Annotated in this window: 25 protein-coding genes, 1 tRNA gene and 1 rRNA gene (1 of these 27 cut by a window edge); 13 read left to right on the forward strand and 14 right to left on the reverse strand. The window is 62.4% G+C overall.

Annotation, left to right across the window (positions count from 1 at the left end; all coding sequences use genetic code 11):
- A 16S ribosomal RNA gene (locus IP79_RS11935) occupies nt 1-1411 on the reverse strand; it reaches 76 nt to the left of the window's first position.
- Between the two features lie 739 nt (nt 1412-2150).
- Here IP79_RS11935 and IP79_RS11940 point away from each other — a divergent pair.
- The 3 genes from IP79_RS11940 to IP79_RS11950 all read left to right on the forward strand — a co-directional run bounded on the left by IP79_RS11940 (nt 2151) and on the right by IP79_RS11950 (nt 7047).
- Nucleotides 2151-3110 (forward strand): aspartyl protease family protein, encoded by a 960-nt coding sequence (locus tag IP79_RS11940; protein ID WP_054119534.1) that lies wholly within the window; start codon nt 2151-2153, stop codon nt 3108-3110.
- Between the two features lie 53 nt (nt 3111-3163).
- Nucleotides 3164-5008, forward strand: a complete 1845-nt coding sequence (locus IP79_RS11945) for an ABCB family ABC transporter ATP-binding protein/permease (protein WP_054119535.1) — start codon at nt 3164-3166, stop codon at nt 5006-5008.
- 89 nt (nt 5009-5097) lie between these two features.
- Nucleotides 5098-7047, forward strand: a complete 1950-nt coding sequence (locus IP79_RS11950) for a prolyl oligopeptidase family serine peptidase (protein ID WP_054119536.1) — start codon at nt 5098-5100, stop codon at nt 7045-7047.
- Here IP79_RS11950 and IP79_RS11955 read toward each other — a convergent pair whose 3' ends face one another.
- From IP79_RS11955 to IP79_RS11975, 5 genes are all read right to left on the reverse strand, one after another.
- Entirely contained in the window at nt 7048-7413 is a 366-nt protein-coding gene (locus IP79_RS11955) for an ACT domain-containing protein (protein WP_054119537.1), read from the reverse strand. It abuts the gene before it with no gap.
- Nucleotides 7413-8711 (reverse strand): ATP-dependent protease ATPase subunit HslU, encoded by a 1299-nt coding sequence (gene hslU, locus IP79_RS11960; RefSeq protein WP_054119538.1) that lies wholly within the window; start codon nt 8709-8711, stop codon nt 7413-7415. Before hslU ends, IP79_RS11955 begins: the two co-directional genes overlap by 1 nt.
- A gap of 72 nt (nt 8712-8783) precedes the next feature.
- Nucleotides 8784-9863: an acyltransferase family protein gene (locus IP79_RS11965; RefSeq protein WP_054119539.1), complete on the reverse strand. Its 1080-nt coding sequence runs from the start codon at nt 9861-9863 to the stop codon at nt 8784-8786.
- Nucleotides 9864-9936: 73 nt separating this feature from the next.
- Complete coding sequence (gene hslV, locus IP79_RS11970) at nt 9937-10494, reverse strand: ATP-dependent protease subunit HslV (protein ID WP_054119540.1); 558 nt, start codon at nt 10492-10494, stop codon at nt 9937-9939.
- A 55-nt stretch (nt 10495-10549) separates the two neighbouring features.
- Nucleotides 10550-11047, reverse strand: coding sequence for an outer membrane protein assembly factor BamE (locus tag IP79_RS11975; protein WP_054119541.1), 498 nt, complete (start codon nt 11045-11047; stop codon nt 10550-10552).
- Nucleotides 11048-11284: 237 nt separating this feature from the next.
- Here IP79_RS11975 and IP79_RS11980 point away from each other — a divergent pair, with 237 nt between their 5' ends.
- The gene (locus IP79_RS11980) at nt 11285-11812 is read left to right on the forward strand and encodes a ubiquinol-cytochrome C chaperone family protein (RefSeq protein ID WP_054119542.1); all 528 of its coding nucleotides are present in this window, start codon (nt 11285-11287) and stop codon (nt 11810-11812) included.
- Complete coding sequence (locus IP79_RS11985) at nt 11809-12348, forward strand: YceD family protein (protein ID WP_197273810.1); 540 nt, start codon at nt 11809-11811, stop codon at nt 12346-12348. Before IP79_RS11980 ends, IP79_RS11985 begins: the two co-directional genes overlap by 4 nt.
- 10 nt (nt 12349-12358) lie before the next feature.
- Here IP79_RS11985 and IP79_RS11990 read toward each other — a convergent pair whose 3' ends face one another.
- Nucleotides 12359-13483, reverse strand: a complete 1125-nt coding sequence (locus tag IP79_RS11990) for a sensor domain-containing diguanylate cyclase (protein ID WP_233994194.1) — start codon at nt 13481-13483, stop codon at nt 12359-12361.
- A gap of 183 nt (nt 13484-13666) precedes the next feature.
- On the opposite strand from IP79_RS11990, the gene IP79_RS11995 reads away from it, so the two are divergent.
- The gene (locus tag IP79_RS11995) at nt 13667-15649 is read left to right on the forward strand and encodes a lipoxygenase family protein (RefSeq protein ID WP_054119545.1); all 1983 of its coding nucleotides are present in this window, start codon (nt 13667-13669) and stop codon (nt 15647-15649) included.
- Nucleotides 15650-15771: 122 nt separating this feature from the next.
- On the opposite strand, the gene ssb is transcribed toward IP79_RS11995, so the two are convergent.
- The 3 genes from ssb to IP79_RS12010 form a co-directional block, all read right to left on the reverse strand.
- Nucleotides 15772-16299 carry a single-stranded DNA-binding protein gene (gene ssb, locus IP79_RS12000; RefSeq protein WP_054119546.1) on the reverse strand — a complete coding sequence of 176 codons (528 nt, stop codon included), beginning with the start codon at nt 16297-16299 and terminating at the stop codon, nt 15772-15774.
- 166 nt (nt 16300-16465) lie between these two features.
- Nucleotides 16466-17137, reverse strand: a complete 672-nt coding sequence (locus IP79_RS12005; protein ID WP_054119547.1) for a COQ9 family protein — start codon at nt 17135-17137, stop codon at nt 16466-16468.
- A 1-nt stretch (nt 17138) separates the two neighbouring features.
- Complete coding sequence (locus tag IP79_RS12010; protein ID WP_233994195.1) at nt 17139-17780, reverse strand: ankyrin repeat domain-containing protein; 642 nt, start codon at nt 17778-17780, stop codon at nt 17139-17141.
- A 137-nt stretch (nt 17781-17917) separates the two neighbouring features.
- Between IP79_RS12010 and IP79_RS12015 the strand changes: the two genes are divergently transcribed.
- From IP79_RS12015 to IP79_RS12040, 6 genes are read left to right on the forward strand one after another with little or no spacing between them, the layout of a single operon-like run.
- Nucleotides 17918-18523, forward strand: a complete 606-nt coding sequence (locus IP79_RS12015; RefSeq protein ID WP_054119549.1) for an SCO family protein — start codon at nt 17918-17920, stop codon at nt 18521-18523.
- Nucleotides 18511-18993 carry a YcgN family cysteine cluster protein gene (locus tag IP79_RS12020; RefSeq protein WP_054119550.1) on the forward strand — a complete coding sequence of 161 codons (483 nt, stop codon included), beginning with the start codon at nt 18511-18513 and terminating at the stop codon, nt 18991-18993. The genes IP79_RS12015 and IP79_RS12020 overlap by 13 nt, the downstream gene beginning before the upstream one ends.
- Nucleotides 18990-19712, forward strand: coding sequence for a M48 family metallopeptidase (locus tag IP79_RS12025; protein WP_054119551.1), 723 nt, complete (start codon nt 18990-18992; stop codon nt 19710-19712). The genes IP79_RS12020 and IP79_RS12025 overlap by 4 nt, the downstream gene beginning before the upstream one ends.
- A gap of 45 nt (nt 19713-19757) precedes the next feature.
- A complete protein-coding gene (locus tag IP79_RS12030) occupies nt 19758-20207 on the forward strand; it encodes a hypothetical protein (protein ID WP_054119552.1) in 450 nt (149 codons plus the stop codon).
- 32 nt (nt 20208-20239) lie between these two features.
- A complete protein-coding gene (ribD, locus tag IP79_RS12035; RefSeq protein WP_054119553.1) occupies nt 20240-21196 on the forward strand; it encodes a bifunctional diaminohydroxyphosphoribosylaminopyrimidine deaminase/5-amino-6-(5-phosphoribosylamino)uracil reductase RibD in 957 nt (318 codons plus the stop codon).
- A gap of 12 nt (nt 21197-21208) precedes the next feature.
- A complete protein-coding gene (locus tag IP79_RS12040; protein WP_054119554.1) occupies nt 21209-21832 on the forward strand; it encodes a riboflavin synthase in 624 nt (207 codons plus the stop codon).
- A 12-nt stretch (nt 21833-21844) separates the two neighbouring features.
- Here the strand turns inward: IP79_RS12040 and IP79_RS12045 are convergent, their stop codons facing one another.
- The 4 genes from IP79_RS12045 to IP79_RS12060 all read right to left on the reverse strand — a co-directional run bounded on the left by IP79_RS12045 (nt 21845) and on the right by IP79_RS12060 (nt 24964).
- Nucleotides 21845-22276: a BLUF domain-containing protein gene (locus IP79_RS12045; RefSeq protein ID WP_324608192.1), complete on the reverse strand. Its 432-nt coding sequence runs from the start codon at nt 22274-22276 to the stop codon at nt 21845-21847.
- A gap of 81 nt (nt 22277-22357) precedes the next feature.
- The gene (locus IP79_RS12050; RefSeq protein ID WP_054119556.1) at nt 22358-22912 is read right to left on the reverse strand and encodes a GNAT family N-acetyltransferase; all 555 of its coding nucleotides are present in this window, start codon (nt 22910-22912) and stop codon (nt 22358-22360) included.
- A 10-nt stretch (nt 22913-22922) separates the two neighbouring features.
- Entirely contained in the window at nt 22923-24098 is a 1176-nt protein-coding gene (locus tag IP79_RS12055; protein ID WP_054119591.1) for an aromatic amino acid transaminase, read from the reverse strand.
- Nucleotides 24099-24157: 59 nt separating this feature from the next.
- Entirely contained in the window at nt 24158-24964 is an 807-nt protein-coding gene (locus IP79_RS12060) for an EipA family protein (RefSeq protein ID WP_054119557.1), read from the reverse strand.
- A 277-nt stretch (nt 24965-25241) separates the two neighbouring features.
- Between IP79_RS12060 and IP79_RS12065 the strand changes: the two genes are divergently transcribed.
- A tRNA-Ser gene (locus tag IP79_RS12065) sits at nt 25242-25332 on the forward strand.
- Nucleotides 25333-25477 lie beyond the last annotated feature (145 nt).

Genomic DNA, 25477 nt, shown 5'->3' on the forward strand with positions numbered 1-25477 from the left:
GTCGCCTGCCTCCCTTGCGGGTTAGCTCAACGCCTTCGAGTGAATCCAACTCCCATGGTGTGACGGGCGGTGTGTACAAGGCCTGGGAACGTATTCACCGCGGCATGCTGATCCGCGATTACTAGCGATTCCGCCTTCATGCCCTCGAGTTGCAGAGGACAATCCGAACTGAGACATCTTTTGGAGATTAGCGCATCCTTGCGGAATAGCTGCCCACTGTAGATGCCATTGTAGCACGTGTGTAGCCCAGCCTGTAAGGGCCATGAGGACTTGACGTCATCCCCACCTTCCTCCGGCTTATCACCGGCAGTTTCCTTAAAGTGCCCAACTTAATGATGGCAACTAAGGACGAGGGTTGCGCTCGTTGCGGGACTTAACCCAACATCTCACGACACGAGCTGACGACAGCCATGCAGCACCTGTCACTAGGTCCCCGAAGGGAAGAAATCTGTCTCCAGAAGTCGTCCTAGGATGTCAAAGGCTGGTAAGGTTCTGCGCGTTGCTTCGAATTAAACCACATGCTCCACCGCTTGTGCAGGCCCCCGTCAATTCCTTTGAGTTTTAATCTTGCGACCGTACTCCCCAGGCGGATAACTTAATGCGTTAGCTGCGCCACCCAAGTTCTATGAACCCGGACAGCTAGTTATCATCGTTTACGGCGTGGACTACCAGGGTATCTAATCCTGTTTGCTCCCCACGCTTTCGCACCTCAGCGTCAATACTTGTCCAGCGAGTCGCCTTCGCCACTGGTGTTCTTCCGAATATCTACGAATTTCACCTCTACACTCGGAATTCCACTCGCCTCTCCAAGATTCTAGCTTCCCAGTTTCAAGGGCAGTTCCGGGGTTGAGCCCCGGGATTTCACCCCTGACTTAAAAAGCCGCCTACGTGCGCTTTACGCCCAGTAATTCCGAACAACGCTAGCTCCCTCCGTATTACCGCGGCTGCTGGCACGGAGTTAGCCGGAGCTTATTCTCTGGGTACTGTCATTATCATCCCCAGTAAAAGAGCTTTACAACCCTAAGGCCTTCATCACTCACGCGGCATTGCTGGATCAGGCTTTCGCCCATTGTCCAATATTCCCCACTGCTGCCTCCCGTAGGAGTCTGGGCCGTGTCTCAGTCCCAGTGTGGCTGATCATCCTCTCAGACCAGCTATGGATCGTCGCCTTGGTAGGCCTTTACCCCACCAACTAGCTAATCCAACGCGGGCCCATCTAAAGGCGATAAATCTTTGGTCCGAAGACATTATCCGGTATTAGCAGTAATTTCTCACTGTTATTCCGAACCTAAAGGCAGGTTCCCACGCGTTACGCACCCGTGCGCCACTAGACCCGAAGGTCTCGTTCGACTTGCATGTGTTAGGCATGCCGCCAGCGTTCGTTCTGAGCCAGGATCAAACTCTCAAGTTGTGTCACACACCAAACTAGCATGGGGAAAACCCCACCCTCCAGTCTGGCATGAGCTGCAAGGAGCCAATACCTGCTGTCAAACGTAATGGATACGAATGAACATGCTTATCATCCGGGCAAACGTGGAGTCTGCGTCGGATGTGGCATCGGCTTAAATTAACCGGTTACCGGAGCCTTGAGGTCCCCGGACCGGGCGCCGTCGCCCACATGTCCCTTCATCAAAAACTAACGATGTCAAAGATCCACCAGACAGTAATAGCGGACAGCGATTGGTTCCCCGATTTACACCGGGGGACCGGCTATCCGTTTATGTTGGCGACCGGTCGTTGCGGTGGCGGTGGAAGCCGTCAGCGCCGCGTCGGTGGAGCCCATCTATGCGGGGTTCGGGATTCGGTCAACGGGTTTTTGCAATTTTATTTCACTGGCACGCAAGAACCGCAGAATTCCGCCATTTTTTGCCTACTTCAATCCCGCTTCAGACCGCCAATTCGGCCGTCGACCCCCAAGAATCACCCCGAATCCCCTCCAAACCGGCTCCGGAATCGGGGTTTTTGCGGTTCTCGATGGTCGATCAGGCGCCTGTTTCTGGCATCGGCAGCCCTGATCCGCCGATTCCGGTGTTGGATCACGATTCGAGCCCAAGTTTGATTCGCCTATCCCGCTTGGGGCCACGCCCCGCGAGTGGTATGATCAGCCATCCGCCCGGGCCGCGAATGTCCTGCCGGTTGGGAGAGACTATATGTGTGCGCGTATTATCGCCGCTCTGGTGGGCCTTGTGGCCATCCCGGTTTCAGCCGAAACCCCGGTTGCCGCCCCTGCTGCCGGACTTGTCGATCCCGCTGCCGAAGTGCTTGCCCTCGATCGGGAGCGCAATCGCCGCCTGACCCTGCCCGTAATGATCGACGGCACCGGCCCGTTCGCCTTCCTTATAGACACAGGCAGCCAGGCTACCGCGATCACCCACGAGATCCGCGCCAGCCTGGCGCTGCCGCCTGCCGGCACCGCAGTGCTGGTGGGCATGGCGAGCCGCCGCACGGTTGATCTGGCCAGCGTTGGCCGGATCGACTTTGGCAGCAACAGCTTCATCAACTTCGACGCACCTGTCCTTGCGCGCGAGAATGTGGGGGCGGACGGCATCATCGGGCTGGACGCCCTGCAAGACATGAGGGTGCTGCTCGACTTCCGCCAGCAGACCATCGCGGTCGAGGATGCCTCTATCAAACACAATAGTGCCGGGTTCGAGATTGTCGTGCGCGCCCGTCAGAAGCTGGGGCAGCTGTTGATCACCAATGCTCTGGTGGAAGGCGTGCAGGCGACTGTCATCATCGATACCGGCGCGCAGGCCAGCCTTGGGAACACCGCCCTGCGCGACAGCATGAGGGAAAAACGAGCGACCGAAGTGATCACCACCGACGTTAACGGTGTCGATCTGGTGGGGCAGGTGTCTGTGGTGCGCTCTCTGGTGATCGAAGGGCTGGCGCTGACCGATGTGCCGCTGGCCTTTGCCGATACCCCCGCCTTCGCCGCGCTGGGCCTTGCCGACAAGCCGGTGCTTTCACTCGGCATGCAGCACCTTGCGCTGTTTGACCGGGTCGCAATCGACTTTGCGCGCAAGCGCGTGCTGTTCGATGTGCCGCGCGATGTTGCCCGCGCCATTCGCGAGGCGAAGCGTTCGAATATGGTGGGCCCGCGCTTCTGACGGCGGCCCTCGCCTTGCGGTATCCCCCTTGCGCGCCCACATGATGGCCCGACATGCCACCAGAAACCGCACCGCCCGCCCCGAACGCCGCATCGAAACGCGATGTCGAAAGCTGGGCGACGCTGCGGCGCTTCCTTCCCTACCTCTGGCCCGAGAACAATCCGGGCCTCAGAATGCGGATCGCGGTCGCAATGATGCTGGTTCTGGCAGCCAAGGGTGTCACCCTTGCCCTGCCCTTTGCCTATAAGGGTGCGGTCGATGCGATGTCGGGCACAAGGGCCGCGAGCGACGGCGCCACGGTCGCACTGGCGCTGGTTGCTGCCTACGCACTGGGGCGCTTCACTTCGGTAGCCTTCGACAACCTGCGCAATATCGCGTTCGAGCGCGTGGGACAGGTCGCGACCCTGCATCTGGCCGAGGACGTGTTCCACCGCCTCCACCGCCTGTCCCTGCGGTTCCACCTTGCGCGGCGCACCGGGGAAGTCACCAAGATCATCGAACGCGGCACCAAGAGCATCGACCAGATGCTGTATTTCCTGCTGTTCAACATCGCCCCGACAATCTTCGAACTGATCGCGGTCGGGGTGATCTTCTACATCAATTTCGGGATCGAGCTGGTCGCAGCCACTGCCGTTACCGTTGTCCTTTATGTCTGGGTGACGCGCGCGATCACCGAATGGCGCACAAAACTGCGGCGCGAGATGAACGATCTCGATGGCAAGGCGCTGCACCGGGCGGTGGATTCGCTGCTGAATTACGAGACGGTGAAGTATTTCGGCGCCGAAGCGCGCGAGGAAGCGCGCTATGCCCAGGCCGCCCGCGCCTATGCCGAAGCGGCGGTGAAGTCGGAAAACTCGGTCGGCCTGCTCAACATGGCGCAATCGGTGATCACCAATGCGCTGGTGGGCGCGGCGATGGCCTATACCGTGTGGGGGTGGAGCACCGGAGCATTGACCGTAGGCGATCTGGTGCTGGTCAATTCGCTGCTGATCCAGCTGTTCCGCCCACTGGACGTACTCGGCTGGGTTTACCGCACCATCCGGCAAGGGCTGATCGACATGGGCGAGATGTTCCGCCTGATCGACACCGACATCGAAGTGAAGGACAAGCCGGGTGCGCCCGCGCTGATCATCCGCAAACCCGCTGTCGTCTTTGATAATGTCACCTTTGGTTATGATCCGGGGCGCACGATCCTGAACGGGCTGAGTTTCGAGGTGCCAGCCGGAACGACCACCGCCATCGTCGGCCCCTCGGGCGCGGGCAAGAGCACCATCGGGCGGCTGCTGTTCCGCTTCTATGACCCACAAGGCGGTCGGGTGCTGGTGGGGGGCGAGGATATCACCACTGTAACGCAGGAAAGCGTGCGCGCGGCGATCGGCATTGTCCCGCAGGATTCGGTGCTGTTCAACGAAAGCCTGGCCTATAATATCGGCTACGGGGCGGAACACGCGGATCAGGCCATGATCGAACAGGCCGCGCAGGATGCCGCACTCACCCCGCTGATCGCCCGCCTGCCCGATGGCTATGACACCATGGTGGGCGAACGCGGCCTGAAACTTTCAGGCGGGGAAAAGCAGCGTGTCGCCATCGCCCGCACGCTGGTGAAGAACCCGCCGATCCTGTTGCTCGACGAGGCGACCAGCGCGTTGGACTCGCGTACAGAACAGGAAATCCTCGGCACGCTGAAGCGCATCGCGCAGGGCCGCACCACTATTGCCATCGCCCACCGGCTTTCGACGATCGCCGATGCCGATCGCATTCTGGTGCTCGATCACGGGGTGCTTGCCGAAAGCGGCAGCCATGCCAGCCTGCTGGCTGCGGGCGGGCTTTATGCCGAAATGTGGTCGCGGCAGGCGAACGAACGGCGCGAGGATGTGAACGCAGAGGCCGCCGAATAGCGCAGGATTGCGTGACTGCAGGGCACCCGTTACCCCTCTGCCGTATGGCCTCTTTGACGAGGCTTTCCGACGGAGAGAGAAACACCCCCATGCGTCACGCCAGTCTGATTGCCCTGTTGCTTGCCCCCTTGCCCATTGGCACCGCCGCGCCGCTCGCCGCGCAAGATGCGCCCGCAGCCGCCGCCGTGCCGATCCCCGCAGCCCTCACAGCCGAGGATATGCCGCCGATCCCGCTGCAACTGGCCGAACGTGCTCGCCCCTATCTCGAAGCGCGCGGCGCCGGCTTTGCGGGGTGGGACCCGAACACCCGCGCCGTGCTGATCAGCACCCGCTTTGCCAATGTCAGCCAATTGCACCGGGTCGAAGCGCCGATGGGCGCACGCACCCAGATTTCTTTCGAGGCCGAGCCGGTGCGCGGCTCCTACGCTCCGGCGAAAGGCGATGTGATCCTTGTCACCAAGGATCGCGGCGGGGACGAATATTTCCAGCTCCACACGCTGAAGGATGGCCGCCTCACCCTGCTGACCGATGGCAAAAGCCGCAACCAGCCGGGCGCATGGAGCAAGGATGGCGAACTCGTCGGCTTCAGCTCGACAGCACGCAACGGGGTCGATTCCGATCTCTATGTGATGAACCCGCGCGATCCCGCCTCGGCGCGGATGGTGCACGAAAGCAAGGGCGGCGGCTGGGCGATCGTCGGCTTCGCTCCCGACAATCGCACCGCCTATGCGATCGATTACAATTCGGTGCAGGATTCCGACCTTTACCGGCTCGACCTCGCCAGCGGCGCGATGACCCCGATCGGCGATCCGGCGGCCGAAATTGCCTATAGCGGGCTTGAAGTCGCCCCTGATGGTTCCCTGTGGGTCACCAGCGACCAGGGGTCCGATTTCAAGCGCTTGGGCCGTCTAGACCCCGTCTCGGGTGCCTTTAGCGATGTTTCACGTGAAACATGGGACGTCGACAGCTTCGACATTTCGGATGATGGCAACACCATTGCCTATGTCGTGAACGAGGCGGGGAGCGACCGGCTGCGCCTGCTCGACGTCGCCAGCGGCAAGGTCACCAAAGTCGATGCCCTGCCTGCCGGGTTGATCGGCGGATTGCAGTTTGCGCCGTGGGGCGAGATCGGCTTTTCGTTCTCCAGCGCCAAAAGCGCCGCCGATGTGTGGTCGCTGGACCCTGCGACCATGCAACTGACCCGCTGGACACAAAGCGAAACCGGCGGGCTGGATGCCAGCGTCAACGTCGAACCGCGCATCGTCACCACCAAAAGCTTTGACGGGCTGGAGGTCTCGGGCCTGCTTTACATGCCTGACCCGGCAAAGTTTCCCGGCAAACGCCCGCTGATCGTCAGCGTGCATGGCGGGCCGGAAGGTCAGAGCACGGCAGGTTTTCAGGGGCGCAACAATTACCACCTCAATGAATTGGGCATCGGGGTATTCTACCCCAATGTCCGCGGATCGACGGGGTATGGCAAAACCTTCGTCAGCCTCGACAACGGCCCGTTCAAACGCGAGGATTCGGTGCGCGACATGGAAGCGCTGATCGACGCGGTGCGGGCCGATCCGGCGGTTGATCCGACCAGGGTTGGCCTGACGGGCGGGTCGTATGGCGGGTACATGTGCTATGCCGCCGCCGTGCAGCTCAAGGACAAGCTTACCGCGACCCAATGCACCGTGGCGATCAGCAACTTCGTCAGCTTCCTCGAAAACACCAATCCTTACCGCCAGGATCTGCGGCGGGTGGAATACGGCGACGAGCGTGATCCGGTGCAGCGCGCCAAGCTGACTGAAATCAGCCCGCTCACCCGCGTGGCCGAGATCGAAAAGCCGATGTTCGTGATCACCGGAGCGAATGATCCCCGCGTACCCAAGTCCGAAGCCGATCAGATGGTCGCCGCGATTCGTGCCAAGGGCGGCGAGGCATGGCATCTGGTCGCGGCGGACGAAGGTCACGGGTTCCGAAAGAAAGACAATTCCGACTACGCCTTTCTGGCGCAGCTGGTGTTCTGGCAGAAATATCTTCTGGGAGAATAATCAGCCTGATTGCGAGAGGCGCTGGAGCAAAGCCAGCGCCTCGTCGCGCCGTTCCCACGGCACAAACAGGTGATCGTGGTGGAACCCCGCGACGATATTGCAGGCGATACCATCAGCCGCCAGCCGGCCGGAAACCGTTGCCGTCAGACCGACACCATCAAGCGCGGAATGCACCATAAGAGTAATGCGAGCGAATTCTCCGCCCTCGCCCGGCACAATCGCGGTGGTGCCTTCGTCTTCGCGAATCAAAGCGAAAGCATTGGCAGGGGCTTCGCTATCGAGCATCATGAAACGCCACCGCTTTGCATCCAGCACCGGGGCCATCCCCGCCAGCATCCCGGCCAGATCGCTGACCGGATCAGGCATCACAGGATATACTTGCTGAGGTCGGTGTTCCCGGCCAGCCCGGCCAGTTTGTCGCGCACATAGGCTGCATCGATCGTCACGGTCTGGCCCTTCAGGTCTTCCGCCTCGAAGCTGACTTCTTCCAGCAAACGCTCCATCACTGTCTGCAACCGCCGTGCGCCGATATTCTCGACCGTGCTGTTCACTTGCGCCGCGATATGGGCGATTTTGGCCACGGCATCCTGCGTGATGTCGAGTGTGACCTCCTCGGTGCCGAGCAGCGCCTTGTATTGCGCCACCAGATTGGCGCGGGTTTCGGAAAGGATCCGCACGAAATCCGCCTCGGTCAGGGCGCGCAGTTCGACCCGAATGGGCAAGCGGCCCTGCAATTCGGGCAGCATGTCCGATGGCTTGGCCACGTGAAACGCGCCGCTCGCAATAAACAGTACGTGATCGGTTTTCATCGGGCCGTGCTTGGTCGCCACGGTCGTGCCTTCGATCAGCGGCAGCAGATCGCGCTGCACGCCTTCGCGGGACACACTGCCGCCGCGAACGTCCGACACCGCAATCTTGTCGATCTCGTCGAGGAACACGATCCCGTTGGTTTCGGCATTGGCCAATGCCACGCGGGCGACATCATCCTGATCAAGCCGCTTGTCAGCCTCTTCGTCCACCAGCCGGTCCCACGCATCGGGCACCCGCAGTTTCTGGCGGCGCGTGGACTTCTTGCCCAGCGCCTTGCCCATCATATCGCTAAGGTCGATCATCCCCATCTGACCGCCCATGTTGCCCATGTCGAACGGAGCTGCGGGGGCATCGCGCACCTCGATCTCGACTTCGACATCGTTCATCGCGTTCTGGACGATCCGTTGGCGAAAACTTTCACGGGTGGCTTCGGACGCATTGTCGCCGACGAGCGCCACCAGCAACCGGTCCATCGCGGCTTCGGATGCGGCTTCGCGCACGGCTTCGCGGCGGCGTTCCTTCTCAAGCCGGATTGCTTCTTCCACCAGATCGCGGGCAATCTGTTCGACATCGCGGCCGACATAGCCGACTTCGGTGAACTTGGTCGCTTCGACCTTGATGAACGGGGCTTCGGCGAGCTTCGCCAGCCGTCGGCTGATTTCGGTCTTCCCGCAACCCGTGGGCCCGATCATCAGGATGTTCTTGGGCGTGACCTCGTCGCGCAGATCCGCGCCGAGCCGTTGGCGGCGCCAGCGATTGCGCAGCGCCACCGCCACCGCGCGCTTGGCCTCGGCCTGGCCGATGATATGCTCATCCAAAGCGGTAACGATCTGTTTGGGGGTAAGGTTATCCATGTCTGCCTTGTTTATATGGGGGCGGCCGGACCGCTGGCTGTTGCGGGCAATGTGGCCCCTGCCCCGCCCGGTTCAAGATGCTAGCTTCGGCGCGGGGCGCAACAGTCGGGCGTTCAGCCAATCGGTCACGGGCCGTTCAAAATGCCGGTAAGAAAAATGGCTCGCGATCAGGGTAAGCGACAGACAGCTTGCCAGGAACAGCCATGGCCCCGGATCGGGCACAGCCTTTTGGTAGAACCAAATCCAGAAGGAGGCGATCGGAACGTGGAGAAGAAAGACCGAATAGGAAATATTGCCCAAATGGTTGATGAGCCGCGGCGCAGGCAGTGGCAAAGGCCCCGCCATCACCGCCACGGCAACAAGCAGCGCCGGTATCCCGATGCCAATTGTCGCCATAAATCCAAGCGGTGCAGCACCCCGCCCGGTCGATAAATCCGGCGCGAACACCAAAAGGCCGAGCGCGCCAGCCAGCGCAAGCCACCTGATCGCAGGCGCGAGTTCGATCTGCTTGATCTGAGCCAGGCCAAGCACCATGCCGGCAATGAACAGTAACAACACCGGGCGGGTTGCCATGAACAGAACAGGATCGTCGAAGTCCGCAATCAGCCCCGCACCCGCCAGCATCACAAGCAGCGCACTGCACACCAGCACGGCCTGATGCCGCGGGCGGAACAGCGCCGCGGCAAAGGCGACGTAGAACAAAACCTCGTAGAACAGCGTCCAGGCGGGCCACAAAAACGGCTGAGGAAAGCCGCCCCTCGTGTCTCCCCCGAAAGGGATGAGCGCAAGCGAATAGCCCAGATGGGCCAAGCTGAAGTCCTGCCCCTTGAACAGTTTCCAACCGGCAAACAGCAGGCTTGCCATCCAATAGGCCGGCAAAATCCGGATCAGCCGTCGTAGCAAAAAGCGATGCCAGCCGCCCGGTGCTTCGAAAAAGCGCCCCGAGGCGACCACCATCACCGCGCCCGACACCAGAAAGAACAACGCAACCCGCGACAGCGCAAGCGCGGGCGGCTCAAAAGGCAAGCCGCGCTGCTGCCCGAGGTGAAAAGCGAACCCGAAGGCGATGTGCGAATAGGCAACGATGAACGCAGCCAGAAAGCGAAGCAGCTGGATCGACTGGATCTTCTCGCGGCGACCGGCTGTTTGCATGGATCAGACCATACAAGCGGGCGCAATCATGGCAAGCAAGCGGCGCTTTGCGAGGCGATCTTCGCCTTGGCTGTCAGACGGTTTCGACCGTCAGATTACCATTGGTGAAGACGCAGATATCGGCAGCAACCGCCATGGCCTTGCGCGCGATCGTTTCGGCATCGCTTTCATAATCGGCCAGCGCGCGCGCCGCAGCCAAGGCGAAATTTCCGCCCGAACCAATCGCCGCGATCTCGCCAATCGGCTCCAGCACATCGCCATTGCCGGTGAGCACCAGCAACGTGTCCTTGTCAGCCACGATCATCAGGGCTTCGAGATTGCGCAGATATTTGTCGGTGCGCCAGTCCTTGGCGAGTTCGACGCTGGCGCGCATCAGCTGGCCGGAATATTGCTCCAGCTTCTTTTCCAGCCGTTCAAACAGGGTGAAGGCATCCGCCGTCGCGCCGGCAAAGCCCGCAACCACACTGCCATCGCCGATACGGCGCACCTTGCGGGCATTGGGCTTCATCACGGTGTTGCCCATCGACACCTGCCCATCGCCAGCGATCACGGTCTTGTCGCCGCGCCTTACGCCGATGATGGTGGTGCCGTGCCACTGGATAAGGCCGTGGCTTGCCGGATCGCTTGTCATAACGGGAATATGGCGCGCAGCCGCGCAGGATCAAGCACTGAGCTGAAAAGCCGGCTTATGGCCCGCCCGGCCCGCCGCCACCGGGCAAGCCAGCCCCGCCGACCTGACCGATATTGCCGAACAGATCTTCAAGGAACCCGCGCTCGCGACCGAGAGTCGGCGTCTTCTTGCCGTTGGGGTCAAGGAAGACGACCTGATCAATTCCGCTGCGCTGCACGGTGCTGACCCGCCCCGCCTCGTCAAACTGCACTGCAAGCACAGAGTGCTGCTGGATGCGCGGCCGGTTGAACGGGCGCTGGGCGGTCACGCTCGACACGTAATACCACGTCGGTGTGCCGAACTGGCTGACAAAGGTCGGCCGACCCAGCGTGCCTTCCACCGATTGCTGGTTATCGATCCGGGGCTGCACCCGGTCGGACAGCAGCGGGTCGACGATATAGCCTCGCGATTCGCGGATCGACGAGCAGGCAGGCAATGCCGCCGCCACGCCGGCCAGCAGCGCGAGCGCTTTGAGCTTGCGCCAGCCGGATTTCTTCGCACCTGCCTCAATCATCTGCGCCAAACCGTGTTCGTCCCGTCATGTATCGCGCGCACAGGCGCACTTGTCCCTTGGGGGAAGCGCTTTAAGGGGCTAGTCGCCAGCTTGCAACGCACCATATCATGCAGCGGTGGTGCAGACGGGTTGAACCGCGGTTGAACGCATCCGGCGCTTGCGCGTTAGCGTAGGATAGTCGGGACGCTTGCTACCGCGGGCGACGCCCTGTCCGACCGCTTGAAAGGCCTGAAACCGATGTCCTTCCTCTCCCGCCTGCTTGGCACCGCGCCCGATCCGCGCGAAGGCGTGCGCCCGCTGTGGCACCGCGTGATCGAACTGGCGCGCGATCCGGGCTATTACAGCGAATGCCGGGTGGCAGATTCGATCGCCGGGCGGTTCGATATGATCACCGCAGTGCTCAGCGCGGTCATGGTGCGGGTAGAGGCATCGGAAATGCGCGCTGAAAGCGCGCTGCTGGCGGAGCTGTTCGTGGAAGACATGGACGGGCAACTGCGGGAATTCGGCGTCAATGATGTGGTCGTAGGCAAGCGGATCGGCAAGCTGATGAGCGTGCTTGGCGGGAGGCTCGGTGCCTACCGCAGCGCTCTCAACGAGGGCGATCTGGAAAAGCTGACAGCCGCGGTGCAGCGCAATGTAACCTTTGCCGATGGCGCTGATGAGGCTGCCAGCGCCGCGATGGTGGCCGAACGGCTGATGAAAATGTTTCAGCGGCTCGCGCGTTTTTCCGACGCGGAAATGCTGAAAGCGAGCGCGATCTGGTGACCACGCCTGCCCCTCCCTCCGAATTGACCCGCATGGTCAAGGCGCGGCCCCTGCCCGCCGGGCTGGTGGTGATCGAGGCAAGCCTTGAAGAACGCACTGCGCTGGCGGTGCGGTTCGGGCTGGGTGCGGTACAAAGCCTGCGGGCCGAAGTCGCGCTTGATCAAAAGGCCCGCGCCATCCGTGCAACGGGACGATTGAAGGCCGCAATCATGCAGCCATGCGCGATCTCGACCGAAGTTTTCCCGGTGATGATCGACGAACCGATCGATCTGCGGTTCGTCGAAGACAGCGGGCGACCGATGACCGAAGGCGAGGCATTGGAGATCGAGCTTGAGGCCGATGATTGCGACGAAATCGCTTTCACCGGCGACATGTTCGATCTGGGCGAGGCCGTGGCGCAGACACTGGGTCTCGCGATCGATCCCTACGCCGAAGGCCCCAATGCCGATGCAGCCCGCAAGGCAGCCGGGATCGTGCGCGAAGGCGATCAGCTTGGCCCGCTGGCTGCTGCGCTTTCAGCCCTCAAGAAAGACTAGGCTGCCAAAATCAGGCGGAACGCGCCATGTCATCCGCTGCCCTCAGCGGCGTGCGCACTTCGGCCTTGGCCCGATACAGCGCACGGTCGGCAAACTCGAAAAGCTCGTCGGCACAAGCTCCGTCTTTCGGCCATTGCGCCACACCGATGCTGGCGCCAACGGCAACAGAAGTATCATCGATCACGTGCGGCCGCACCAGCGCGATCAGGATCTGGTCGGCAACCGGAGCCTCGGCCAGCGCGGAATCGGGCGGCAGCAAGACGGCGAATTCATCGCCCCCCTGCCGCACCACCAGCCCTTGATCGCCGATGACATCACGCAGACGGTCTGCGACGGAACACAATAGCTTGTCGCCAAAGGCATGGCCGAACCGGTCATTGACCGGCTTGAACCCGTCAAGATCGAGCAACGCCAGACGGAATGGCCGCTGCGTGTCCGCAGGCTGCAACAGATCGGCAATTTTCCCGTCCAGTGCACGGCGATTGGCAAGTCCGGTCAACGGGTCGGTATTGGCCAGATCGCGAGTCTGTTTCTGCAATTGCAGCAGATCGACCAGCATCGCATGGCCCTGCATGATAAAGCGGATCAGGATGGCCGTCGCCAGCATCAGACTGGTCGCAGCTGCCATCTCCGACGGAACGCCCGAAGACAGCATCAGCGCGGAAATCGGCACCACTCCGATCACGAGATTGAGGAGCGCTGCAAACCGGATCGACGACAGGCAATAGGCTGTCGCCAACGATCCCATGGTCAGGATCATCGCGAAGCTGGCATGGTTTTCGGGCGGGGAATTCAGCCAGTTAATCACGCACCATGTACTGCACATGATGGCGACAATACCGGACACCCGGCTGGTCTTCTTCACAATCAGGCGCGCGCGGCGCAGGCTCATCCGGCGCTGGCGGCTTTGCCAGTTTTCCAGCAGGCCGAGAAGACACAGCACGGCAAGGATGACGGGCAGTCCGAACCGGACGAGCCAATGTACATCCGCCGCGCCCGCCCATGCGGCCGTGGGCGTGGTCGCCAGCAACATGACATACATCATGTTGGTCTGCGTCTCGACCCGCCTCGCCCGCAGGATCGTGAAATCATCCCGTATCCCGTCAGGGATGGGCGGTACGAAGCGCTTTCTCAAGCTGGATAAGACCCCAATCATGACGGCATGGATTAAGGGGCGAGTGTAAAGGCCGCGTTAACAAAGTTAACCAAGTTGCCCAACGGTTAACCTGATGATGTTCGGACAATTCATGCACGGCTGACGGATATTTAACTGCTGCAAACTATGGATGGTGGAAACCACTGATCGAGGAATGTCCGGATGAGCTTTCAGTCTCCCATTGCCCCGCACGTCGCCACGCTGACAGCTCCGGTGCCGCCTGCCGCGCCATCATTGCCACAGCAAGATTCTCCCGCCCAGCAAGCGGCGCGGGTCGCCCAGCTGGCTGGCAGCCAGTCCCGTTACGTGTGGAGCACACAGGTTGCGAGCCTGCCCGGCGTGCCGCTTGCCGCCAGCGTTCCGGCGGATAACCTGCCGACCTTGGCATGGTGGGGCTTGCTGATCGATATCAGTCTCAAGATTGTGCGCAATGCGCTGTCGGTGAAGCTGGGCGGCGTGGACCGCGGCGAGCTGGACAGCCCCCGCGCCAAATTCGAAGCCGTGCTGGCCGAATGCGATGCTATCGAAGCGTCAACCGCAGCGCTGGTCGCGCCGGTCGCTCCTGCTCACGGCAGTTTCCTTGGCCATCTGGTTGCCGATCTTGAAGCAGCCGTTGCCCATGCTGATCGCGAGGCAAGAATTGCGGCGCTCCGGGCCCACAAGGCGCGACTGGAAGAATTGATGAAGGTCGATGATGCCGCCGGCCTCGGCAGCAGCACCCCGCCGAGCCTTGAGGCCTATCGTGCGCTGTTCGACACTTTGCCGCTGCCGGGTATTGCCTGGACCTTTGAAGACGATGCCGAGTTCGCCGCGTTGCGCGTGGCCGGGCCCAATGCCATGCTGATCGCGGCGGTGGGCGGCAGCCTGCCCGCCAACTTCCCGGTATCGGCAGAGACCTACGCTCGCGTCGTGAATGGAGACACGCTGGAAGCCGCGCTGGCCGACGGGCGGTTGTTCATGATGGATTATGCCGCGCTGGGGGCGCTTGATCCGGGCACATGGGGTGGGCTGGCAAAGCATGTTTGGCAGCCGCTGGCGCTATTCGCGGTGCCGCCGGGCGGTGCAAGCCTTGTACCGGTGGCGATCCAGTGCGGGCAGGATCCCGAAGAATGGCCGATCTTCACCCCTTCGGTCGCCGCTGCGGATCAATGGGGCTGGGAAATGGCCAAGCTGATCGTGCAGGTGGCCGACGGCAATTATCACGAACTCGTCGCGCATCTCGGTCGCACCCATCTGGTGATCGAAGGCGTGGCAATGGCCACCCACCGCCACTTGGCGACCATCCACCCGATCTGGGCGCTGCTGGTGCCGCATTTCGAAGGCACGCTGTTCATCAACGAAGCAGCGGCAACCTCGCTGATCGCGCCCGATGGCCCAATCGATCACATCTTTGCCGGCACCATCACTTCGACTCAGGCGCTCGCCGTGGCGGCGCGGCTCGATTTCGATTTCACCGCCAAGATGCTGCCGCATGATCTGGCCGCACGCGGTGTCGGCCCCGGATCGGCGCTGGCAGACTTCCCCTATCGCGATGATGGCCTGCTGGTATGGCAGGCGATCCATGACTGGGCGGCGCAATATGTCGGGCTCTATTATGCCAGCGATGCCGATGTGACGGGCGACACCGAGCTTGCCGCCTGGGCCGCCTGCGTGGCGGGTGACGCGAAGATCAAGGGCTTTGGCCCGATCACGACCCGCGCCGCGCTGGTGGATGCCTGCACCATGATCATCTTCACCGCGAGCGCGCAGCACGCAGCGGTCAACTTTCCGCAGAAGGACATCATGGCCTTTGCCCCCGCAATCACCGGCGCAGGCTGGCAAAGCGCGCCGCCATCGCAATCGGGGCAGGACAAGCCCGGCTGGCTCGCCATGATGCCGCCGATGGCGCTGGCGCTGGAACAACTCAATGTCCTCGAGCTGCTGGGATCGCTGCATTACCGTGCGCTGGGTGACTACCGCACCACCGATGCGCCCTATGCCCCGTGGTTCGCGGACCCGCGGGTGACAGCGCCCGAAGGCCCCTTGCCGGTGTTTCAGGCACAGCTCGCCAATATCGACACGGTGATCGCAACGCGCAACGCCGACCGGATGCGGCCCTACCCCTACCTGCAGCCGAGCCTGATTCCGACCAGCATCAACATTTGACGCTTGCGGTTATGGGTGGTGGATCGGCCAGCGAACTGGAGGCTTCATGGGCATCACCCAGACGCAAAAAAGGCCCCGCAATCGCTTGCGGGGCCCATGGGAATGCTGTTTTCCGGCTACGATCAGAATGGAATATCATCGTCGAGATCGTCATAGCCGCCGCGGCTAGCGCCGCCGCTTGCGCCGCCAGACGATCCGCCGCCCTGATCCCAGCCGCCGCCAGCGCCTGCCGCACCGCCGCCATAACCGCCCGAGCTGCCGCCTGAACGCGCTCCACCGCCGCCGCTACCGCCGCCCTGGGCGCCATCAAGCATGGTCAAGGTGCCACCAAGGCCCTGAATCACGATTTCGGTGCTGTAACGGTCCTGACCGTTCTGATCCTGCCATTTGCGGGTTTGCAGCTTGCCTTCGACGAAGACCTTGCTGCCCTTCTTCAGGTAGCGCTCGACAACGCTGACCAGCCCTTCGGAAAAGATCGCGACCGTATGCCATTCGGTCTTTTCCTTGCGCTCTCCCGTCTGGCGGTCTTTCCACGATTCAGACGTGGCGATCCGCAGGTTGGCGACCTTGCCCCCGTTCTGGAAACTGCGAATTTCCGGATCAGCGCCCAGATTGCCGATCAGCATGACCTTATTGAGCGAACCCGCCATCGAAACGTCCCTTCTGTATCAAACAGTTGTTTCACCGGCGCGAGATGCGCCGCGAATCTGTAAAGGACAATAGGCGAGGTTAGGCACCGGCGCGACTGCGGCTTAAGGGTAATCCACCAGTTCGGACGTGTTTATCTGCGCCTACCGCCTCGCTGCTTGAGGCGAGTCACCGCGCCGGATAACGCAATCGGCCTAAAAACCGGGTCAGGCTGGGCAGTTCGCGATCCTTGCCGATGAACTGCGCCTTGACCTTCTCGAACCGCATCACGCCGTCGATCCGGCGTTCGAGGAAGGCGTGGGTATCGGCCTTGCCTTCGCTGTCATCATTCACGAACACCGCCAGCGTGGCGCTGTAAATGCCTGCCAAGATCGCGCGCTTGGTATAGTGATTGTAATCGGTCGCGGTGTCGCCCGCCAGCCGCCACATCACGTCCGCCGAATGCCATCCCAGCCGCAGCGAACGCCGCGCGTTCTGCGGCTGCGCCATCACGGCAAGCGCACGGCGCACCGCTTCGTCGATATGCGCGACTGCATCGAGCCGGAAGGCAACCAGCGTGCGAATGCGTTCGCGGATTTTCAGCGTGGCGAGGCGTTCGGCTGGCCATTCCGCTTCCATCGCCTGATCGACGGACGCGATCCATGCCGCGATCATGTCCATCGGCTTGCTGCCCGGAAAAGCCAGCTTCGCCACATCGACATCACAGCCCGCCATTTCGGCAGCGGCCACCAGCGCGGTTTCATTCCAGCCATCGAAAATCGCAGATGCCGCGATATCGGGCGCAAGCGCGATGCGCAGTTCGTCCAGCGTAAGATCGGTAAAATCGGTCGGGTTTGTCATATCAGAAGGAAGGCCCGTAATCGCGCTTGGTTCCCGCCTCGGCCCGCTTCTTGTCGGCATTGGCGAGTTCCTGCTTCATCAGCGAATTGCCGTTCTGCAATTCCACGTAGTCGCGTGCGGAGCGGCCCGAATTGTCGTTGCGGTCAGGGTCTGCACCCTTTTCCAGCAGCAGCCGCACCATCGGCACATTGCGGGCATGGACCGCGGCAATCAGCGGCGTTTCTCCGGTCTGGTCAGAGACATTGACGCTCGCCCCGCCTTTGATCAACGCCTCGACGCCTTCGGTAAAGCCCATTGCGGTGGCCAGCTGAAGGGGGGTCATGCCCCGCTTGTTGCGGATGTTCGGATCGGCCCCGCGCTGCAGCAGGAACCGGACCCACAGGGCATCGCTGCGCGCCACCACGATGTGCAGGCCGGTGTCGCCAGAGGTAAGATCACGGGAATTGACCAGCTGGCTGCCCGGCTTGTCGAGCATGCTTGTTGCCTCGTCCCCTTCACGATCCTTGACCGCTTCCAGGAACTTGTACCCTTCCGACTGGAATTGCGCTGCCGCCGGAACCGCCAGCACCGCAGCCAGCACCGGAAGGACAACACCGGCAATCGTGAGCCGAGAGCCTAATTTGCGCAAAACATCGGCTGGCACGGTTTGATCCTTTCGCTTTACCTGTCACACGCCTTGTGTAGCGATTACAGTGTAGCAATCACACATCTGGTGTGCATGGGGGAGCAGGACAAGCCTGCATCTTCCCCGCCTCTTCAATATGAGTCAGTTAGCAGACCATGAACCGCATCAACAACCCTTGCACTGCCCTTTCCTTTCTGGTCGCCGCCGCATTGGCGATTGCCGGGTGCAACAGCGGCGCGCCCGCTGCCGAACCGCCTTTGGCAGGCGCGGCCATCGGCGGCGATTTTACGCTGACCGCCAGCGACGGTCGCACCGTGAAGTGGGATGATTTCGCGGGCAAATACCGTGTCGTCTATTTCGGATACGCGTTCTGCCCCGATATCTGCCCGACTGACATGCAGCGCGTGGCCCAAGGATTGAAGGTGCTTTCGGCCAATGATCCGGAAAAAGCGGCCAGGATCCAGCCGATCTTCATCACCATCGATCCTGAACGTGATACGCCAAAGGTCGTGGGCGAATTTGCTGCCGCCTTCTCGCCCGACATCATCGGGTTGACCGGCACGCCCGAACAGATTGCCGCTGCTGCCAAGACGTTCAAGGTGTTCTATGCCAAGGGTGATCCGGTAGAAGGCGGCGGATACCTCGTCGATCATTCGAACATCGTCTATCTGTTCGGCCCCGAAGGCGAGCCGCTGGCAACGCTTCCGGTCGATCAGGGCGGCGATGCGGTTGCGGCGGAACTGGGCAAATGGGTGAATTGAGAGAGCGCTTCTGGGAGCTGCCGCTGGGCGAGCTTTCCCGCCCCGAGTGGGAAGCATTGTGCGATGGCTGCGGCCGTTGCTGCCTGCACAAGATCGAAGACGAAGACACCGGCGAAATCCTCGATACCAATATTGCCTGCCGCCTGCTTGATACCGGCACCGCGCAATGCAGCGATTATCGCAACCGCAAGGCATTTGTGCCCGATTGCCTGCGGCTGACGCTGCGGATCGTCGAACAGGTCAGCTGGCTGCCTTCAACCTGCGCCTACCGTCTGCGCGCCGATGGACGGGCGCTGCCCGGATGGCACTACCTGATCAGCGGCGATCGCGAGGCGGTGCGCCGGGTCGGCGTGTCGGTGATCGGCCGGGTGGTCAGCGAAGTCGATGCTGGCCCGATGGAACATCACATCGTCGAATGGCCCTCGCCCCGTCCGGACCGTGCGGCGCGGGAACGGGATGCGGACGCATGATCGACTGGATCCGCCGTCCGCCGCTTGAGCCGGAGATCGAATTGGCCGGAAAGCGTGTGCCGATCGTGTTGAAACGGTTGCACAATGCGCGGCGGCTGACCCTGCGGCTTGCGCCCGATGGCAGCGAAGTGCGCGTCACTCTGCCGGCATGGGCCGAGGGGCGCGAAGCGATTGCCTTTGCCCATGCGCGCTGCGAATGGCTGGCCGGACAGCTCGCCAAAATGCCGCAACGCGCCGCGCCGCAACCGGGGGGGACAGTTCGCTACCGCGGGGATGTGCTGCACTTGGCGTGGGAACCGTCGGCGCCGCGCCGCCCGGTTCTTGACGGCGACGCCCTGCGCATCGGTGGCCCAGAGACCGGGCTGGAAACGCGCCTGCGCCGCTGGCTCGAAGCCGAAGCCCTGAGATTATGCGAAGCGGATTTGCTGGAATACTGCGCGGCTGCCGCGGTCGATCCGGTGCCGGTCGGCCTGACACGCGCCCAGCGCCGGTGGGGATCCTGCTCAGACCGCTCCCGGATCCGTATCAACTGGCGGCTGGTGCAGGCGCCCGATCACGTGCGCCGTTCCGTGGTCGCGCACGAAGTCGCCCATCTGGTTCATTTCGATCACAGCGCGGCCTTCCATGCGCTGCTGGCCCGGATATTCGAAGGCGAGATCGATGCCGCCGATCGCTGGCTGAAAGAACACGGACGGGGGCTATACGCGGCCTTCGGTTAAGGCGAAGCCTTTGCCATCGCGCCCGATCCTTCCTATATTGCCCCAATGCTTTCCAAGTCGCGCTTCAATCCTGCTTCCGGCATCTCCGATTTCTGGAACGAAATCCGGAAGCCCACACCCTATCGCTGGCCGATTCTGGCGCTGTCGATCATGCCGGTAGCGCTCATTCTCTACTGGGCGATGGGCAGCACGGTCTATGGTGAGCCCGAACGGCCAAGGATCACTTATATCACCACGCTCGATGCAGCCCGCACCGATGCCGAGATCATGGCCGAAAACCGCGCCAATCAGGAAATCAAGGATCTGCGCGAAGCGGAGCGTGAGCGGGTCGCGGCGCGCAAGCGCGAGATGTACAAGGCTCTGGGCGCGGCAGCCGGCATGAATGTCGAGGAAATCGAGCGCAAGGCCGAAGCCGAACGCGCCGCTGAAGCCGCAGCCGAGGCAAAGCGCCGCGAGGAACTGTCCAAGCGTGCGGCTGAGAGCGCCGGACAATAACCGCACACGCAGCCCCGACCGATCACGACTGGATGGCAGCCGCAGCGCGGCTTGCTGCCCTGCGCGCGCGGCCGCTTTCGCGTCCCAACCCCGGTGTGGCGGCATTGGTGGTGCATCAGAACAGGATCATCGCACGCGGCTGGACGCAGCCCGGTGGCCGCCCCCATGCCGAAGCCGAGGCGCTGGCCGGCATCGACCCTGCCCTGCTCGCCGAAGCAACGGTTTACGTCACGCTGGAACCCTGCGCCCACGCATCGCCGCGTGGCCCCGCGTGCGCTGACTTGATAACCCAAGCCCGGCCAGCACGGGTGGTAATCGGCCAACGCGATCCCGATCTGCGCACTGCTGGCAAAGGCATGGCACGATTGCAGGCATCGGGGATTGCGGTCACACTGCTCGATGATCCCGCCTCAGCCGCCAGCCTTGGCGGGTTTCTCGCCCGGCAGCACTTTGGCCGGCCAAGGGTGACGCTGAAACTGGCGGCCTCGCTGGACGGTTGCATTGCTCTGGCCGATGGCACCAGCCGGTGGATCACCGGAGAGTTTGCCCGCGCCCATGTCCATGCCCAGCGCGCCCACCATGACGCGATCCTCGTCGGTGGGGGCACTTGGAGAGCGGACGCGCCGCGCCTCGATGTGCGCTTGCCCGGACTCGAGCAACGCTCGCCGCAGCGGGTTGTGCTGACCCGCGGTGAAGCGCCCGATGGCGTCACCGCAATCGCTGCGCCGCAGGATATTGCCGGGCTGGATGGCGTGTTGCACCTCTATGTCGAAGGCGGGGCCGAAACCGCGGCCGCCTTCCTCGCCCATGATCTGGTGGACGAACTGCACCTCTACACCGCACCGATCCTGATCGGCGATGGCCGCCGCAGCTTGGGCGCGTTGGGAATCGGCAATCTTGGCGATGCCCATGGACGCTGGCAGCTGTCCGAACGCCGCCAGCTTGGCAGCGACAGCTTCGCCGCCTATCTGCGCATCCGCAACACCTGAAGGAAACGCCCCATGTTCACCGGTATCGTCACCGCCATCGGCACCATTGCCAGCGCCGAACAGCGCGGTGATTTGCGGCTGCGCATTAATGCACCGCTGGACCCGGCGCGGATCGACATCGGCGCATCGATCGCCTGTTCGGGCGTGTGCCTGACAGTGGTCGAACGCGGCGGAACCGCTGGCGATGCCTGGTTCGACGTGGATCTTTCAGCCGAATCCGTCAGCCGCACGGTGCCCGGCATGTGGGAAGCGGGCGCGAGCCTGAACCTCGAACCCAGCTTGCGGCTGGGCGACGAACTTGGCGGCCACATCGTGACCGGCCATGTCGATTCGGTTGGCGAGGTGGTGAAGGTCGCGCAGGAAGGCGGAAGCTGGCAGATCGCGATCCGCGCGCGGGCCGAAATGTCGCCCTTCATCGCCGAGAAAGGCTCTATCACGGTCAACGGCGTCTCGCTCACCGTCAATGACGTGCGCGACCGCGAAGACCGCACCTGCGATTTCCTGCTCAACATCATTCCCCACACCGCGGCAGTCACGACGCTGGGGCAACTGGCCGAAGGCGACCGGGTGAACCTCGAAATCGACGTTCTGGCGCGCTATCTCAAGCGGATGCAGGGTCTGGCTGCGGCGGGTTGATTGCCCGCTGCGCTACCCGATTCCAGCAGGCCGCGCCTTGCTCAGCCGGACAAACGGCGCGCGCAGTTCATCGGGTCTGGCTGTTTCGAGCGCGCCCGCCTCGACATCCTGCGCTGACCAGAACAGCGACGGCGCCTCGTCATCAAGCATTGCCCAACCGGGAAACAGGCGTACCCCCATCGGCTCTTCCAGCAATAGACGCACATCGAAGTGGCGATCATCGGCCTGAATCCGCGAATAGAGCGCGTCGATAGCTGGCGCCGGCCCTTCAATCAGCTGGAGATAAAGATCGTGCCGGCAAATCAGCGCTCCGGTGATATCATCGCGCGGATTGTTCCGCCGTGCCACCGAGAGTATTCCGGCCAGCATGGACTTGTCGAACCCGAAAGGCTGCGAGCGATAGATCAGGCGTTTTTCGATGATGGGCTCCCGACGTCGTGTGATCCCGGCAGGTTACGTCAGTTCGGCTGCGGGCGATAGCGGCGAGTTTCATCAACAGAAACAGCCAAGCCGGGGTTGTTCGAATTAGCCTCGCCCGGACAGCGGCCCCTTCGCGAAATCCTCGCGCGTGATGACATAGGTGAGGTGCTCGATCACCTCGCCGCCCGCCATAACCCGCTGCTCGATGAGGTCGGTCAGGCGCGCGCCGATGTTTTCGAGCGCACGGCGCGAACGGGTGTTGGCGGTGCCGACAAGAAACCGGCATTCGGCCACACTGGCCAGCGCGTGTGCGAGCATCAGGCGTTTCATTTCGTGATTGTAGGCGCCGCCCCAGAAGGCGCGGGCAAGAAACGTCCAGCCGATCTCGACCGAGCCGCCGTCAGGCTCCTCCAGCCCCTCGAAACGCGAAGAGCCGATAACCGCGCCGTTTGCCCGGTCGATGGCGACCAACGCGCCCTTGTTCGCCAGCGCATCGTCAAAAAAGGCGCGAAATACCGGCTCGCGCCAGCGGTCATGTGCGGGATGCTGCTGCCAGATCAGCGGATCGGACGCGACGGCGAACAGCGCGTCCCAATCGGCCGGCTGCAAGGGCCGTAACAGCAAGCGCTCGCCTTCCAGCACGGGCTGGCGGTCGAGCATGGCGCCGTGCTCAGACCGCGACCGCCGCCAGCGCGGCGATGAATTTAGGCAGGTTTGCCATGGTCAGGCCCGCGATGTTGATGCGGCCCGATGCAGCCATGTAGATGCCATGGTCTTCACGCAGGGCGGCAACCTCGTCCTTGGTCACGGGCAGCATAGAGAACAGCCCGTTCTGGATACCCAGCGGGGTCAGATCGATCCGGCCCGCCTGCCCCTCTGCCGCCAGCGCATCGCGCACCTGCCGCATACGGGCGCGCATGGTGTCCAGTTCGGCCAGCCATGCCTCGGTCATATCGGGATCGCGCAGGATGATCCGCACCGCCGCACCGCCGTGATCGGGCGGCATCGACCACGCCGCACGGGCCAGTGCATTGGCATTGGAAAACGCCGTATCGAGCGATTCCTGACCATTGCCGAGAATGTAGAACGCGCCCACGCGGTCGCGATACTGGCCGAAATTCTTGTCACAGCTATAAGCGACAAAGGCTTCGGGCACAGCGGCAAGCACAGCGCGCATTCCCGCAGCATCTTCTTCCAGTCCGTGGCCAAGGCCCTGATAGGCGCTGTCAATGATCGGAAATGTGCCGGAAGCGGCGAAAGCATCGGCGATCGCAGCCCATTGCTCAGCGGTGTAATCGATGCCGGTGGGGTTGTGGCAGCAAGCATGCAGCAGCACAGCCTCGTCATCGCCCGCGCCGTTGATTGCAGCGATCACCGCGTCAAGATTGGCGGTGCCATCCGGCCGGGAATGATCGAAGGCGACCAGTTCCAGACCGAGATCGGCAAGGATTTGCGCATGGTTCGGCCAGCTTGGCACGCCCATGTGTACGCGTTTCACACCGGCCTTCTGGGCCAGTGCCAGTGCCAGCCGCACCGCACCGGTGCCGCCCGGCGTCTGCATCCCCGCGACACGCCCGCCCATCGTGGCATTGGCGCCGAAAACATAGGGCATCAGCGCGTTGACGAAGCCCATGTCGCCTTCTGGCCCGAGATAGGATTTGCTGTCCTGCGTATCGATCAGCTGCTGTTCGGCCGATTTGATGGCGGCAAACACCGGCGTCGCGCCATCATCGGTGCGATAGACACCAACGCCGAGGTCGATCTTGTCTTCACGCGGATCAGCCGCATGAAGACGGATCAGGGCGAGCAGCGCGTCGGGCGCCTGTGGGCTGAGTCGATCAAGCATCATGCTGCGCGCAATGGCGCGCATAACGCGCCATCGCAACCGGGTTTGCGCCTATCGGGTCAGAAAGGCAGCCATTTCTGGTTTTTCGAGAACTTCATGTAACCGGCATTGATCCCCAGCCGCAGCCCCGCACCGACGCGGATCGGGATCAGTACCATATCGCCGCGACGCAGATAGCTCACGTTCAGACCGCCGACGAAATAGGCCTGGCCCTCGCCTGCGGGGAACCGATTGAACAACTCTTCGGTGTCGAAAAGATTGTAAACCAGCACAAAGGTGTTGGCGGCATTGGCACCGGCGTCAAACCCGACCGATGGGCCTGTCCAGTAAACCTTCTGCTCACCTTCGATCTTGTGATGTAGCGTGCCCGATCCATAACGCGCACCGACGATAAACGCCCCGCCAGCCTCGCGTCCGACGATGTAGCCATTGGGCTCGCCCTGCTTCTTGAGCAAATCCTCGATCAGCTTAGCGAGACCTTCTGCGCCCTTTCCGAACACGCCTTCGGCTGCGCCGATCAGATCATCCTCGCCATAGGTGTCAGATGTGCTGGCCGGCAGCGGGGTGTCAGCTGTGACCACGCCTGGCTCCGCCGTTTGCGGGGCGGGGGGCGCATTTGCATAGTCGTCGAATGCGCTATCCACGCTCGGCTGGGCCGGCAAGGGGGTGGGCGCGGGTGACTGCGGATCGATCAAGTCACCGTCGATCCCGCCTGCGGGCGCGGTGTCTTGCGCGCTATAGGCTTGGTCGGGATCAAACTTCTCGAGATCTTGCGCTGATGCGGGCGCGGTCAGTGCAAGCGCCGCCAGGCCCGCCAGAGCAAGCCCCGAAAATCGGCGGTGAAGGTCATTCAAGGTTGCGATCATCAGGCGGCCTTTCGCAGGAACATGTCAGCCCCGGATTGTGGCAGGCTGCACCAGAATCGCTCTGGCTACCTGCCGCAATCCATTGTCGCCGGAGCGAATCGGATTTGCGACGAACCGTTTTCGGCTAGGCGGCCAAGGCTGAACGGCGACCGAATTGCAGGTTCCGTTCGAGGCAACATGGTCTTTGCACGGGGCGGCGAGGTTTTTATTGCAAGCCACCTTGCCGCTGGCACACATGCCGATTATAGCGCGGCCCTCGCAGCCAACGCTGTTGCCCGGAGACGTGGGTGAGTGGCTGAAACCAGTTCCCTGCTAAGGAACCGTACTCTATCAGGGTACCGAGGGTTCGAATCCCTCCGTCTCCGCCACTTCCGCTGATCGCCGCATAGTTTTCCCCGTCAGGGGAGCGCAATCTGTGTCCCGATGCAGCGATGTTCCAAAACGCGATCATCCGGAGTTTTGGATTACTGTTATCGGGACAACCCGTTTGCCCGTTCATGCCCCCTGCACCTA

The sequence above is a fragment of the Porphyrobacter sp. AAP60 genome (assembly GCF_001296025.1).
Taxonomy (GTDB): Bacteria; Pseudomonadota; Alphaproteobacteria; order Sphingomonadales; family Sphingomonadaceae; genus Erythrobacter.

Coding starts and splice junctions, on each gene's coding strand:
- ssb (WP_054119546.1), bottom strand. CDS start 16,299: ATGGCGGGTTCGCTCAATAAGGTCATGCTGATCGGCAATCTGGGCGCT.
- IP79_RS12015 (WP_054119549.1), top strand. CDS start 17,918: ATGAACCGCATCAACAACCCTTGCACTGCCCTTTCCTTTCTGGTCGCC.
- IP79_RS11975 (WP_054119541.1), bottom strand. CDS start 11,047: ATGATTGAGGCAGGTGCGAAGAAATCCGGCTGGCGCAAGCTCAAAGCG.
- IP79_RS11950 (WP_054119536.1), top strand. CDS start 5,098: ATGCGTCACGCCAGTCTGATTGCCCTGTTGCTTGCCCCCTTGCCCATT.
- hslU (WP_054119538.1), bottom strand. CDS start 8,711: ATGGATAACCTTACCCCCAAACAGATCGTTACCGCTTTGGATGAGCAT.
- IP79_RS12005 (WP_054119547.1), bottom strand. CDS start 17,137: ATGACAAACCCGACCGATTTTACCGATCTTACGCTGGACGAACTGCGC.
- hslV (WP_054119540.1), bottom strand. CDS start 10,494: ATGACAAGCGATCCGGCAAGCCACGGCCTTATCCAGTGGCACGGCACC.
- IP79_RS12050 (WP_054119556.1), bottom strand. CDS start 22,912: ATGCTCGACCGCCAGCCCGTGCTGGAAGGCGAGCGCTTGCTGTTACGG.
- IP79_RS11995 (WP_054119545.1), top strand. CDS start 13,667: ATGAGCTTTCAGTCTCCCATTGCCCCGCACGTCGCCACGCTGACAGCT.
- IP79_RS11940 (WP_054119534.1), top strand. CDS start 2,151: ATGTGTGCGCGTATTATCGCCGCTCTGGTGGGCCTTGTGGCCATCCCG.
- IP79_RS12020 (WP_054119550.1), top strand. CDS start 18,511: ATGGGTGAATTGAGAGAGCGCTTCTGGGAGCTGCCGCTGGGCGAGCTT.
- IP79_RS12060 (WP_054119557.1), bottom strand. CDS start 24,964: ATGATCGCAACCTTGAATGACCTTCACCGCCGATTTTCGGGGCTTGCT.
- IP79_RS11955 (WP_054119537.1), bottom strand. CDS start 7,413: ATGCCTGATCCGGTCAGCGATCTGGCCGGGATGCTGGCGGGGATGGCC.
- ribD (WP_054119553.1), top strand. CDS start 20,240: ATGGCAGCCGCAGCGCGGCTTGCTGCCCTGCGCGCGCGGCCGCTTTCG.
- IP79_RS11965 (WP_054119539.1), bottom strand. CDS start 9,863: ATGCAAACAGCCGGTCGCCGCGAGAAGATCCAGTCGATCCAGCTGCTT.
- IP79_RS12040 (WP_054119554.1), top strand. CDS start 21,209: ATGTTCACCGGTATCGTCACCGCCATCGGCACCATTGCCAGCGCCGAA.
- IP79_RS12030 (WP_054119552.1), top strand. CDS start 19,758: ATGCTTTCCAAGTCGCGCTTCAATCCTGCTTCCGGCATCTCCGATTTC.
- IP79_RS11945 (WP_054119535.1), top strand. CDS start 3,164: ATGCCACCAGAAACCGCACCGCCCGCCCCGAACGCCGCATCGAAACGC.
- IP79_RS11980 (WP_054119542.1), top strand. CDS start 11,285: ATGTCCTTCCTCTCCCGCCTGCTTGGCACCGCGCCCGATCCGCGCGAA.
- IP79_RS12025 (WP_054119551.1), top strand. CDS start 18,990: ATGATCGACTGGATCCGCCGTCCGCCGCTTGAGCCGGAGATCGAATTG.
- IP79_RS12055 (WP_054119591.1), bottom strand. CDS start 24,098: ATGCTTGATCGACTCAGCCCACAGGCGCCCGACGCGCTGCTCGCCCTG.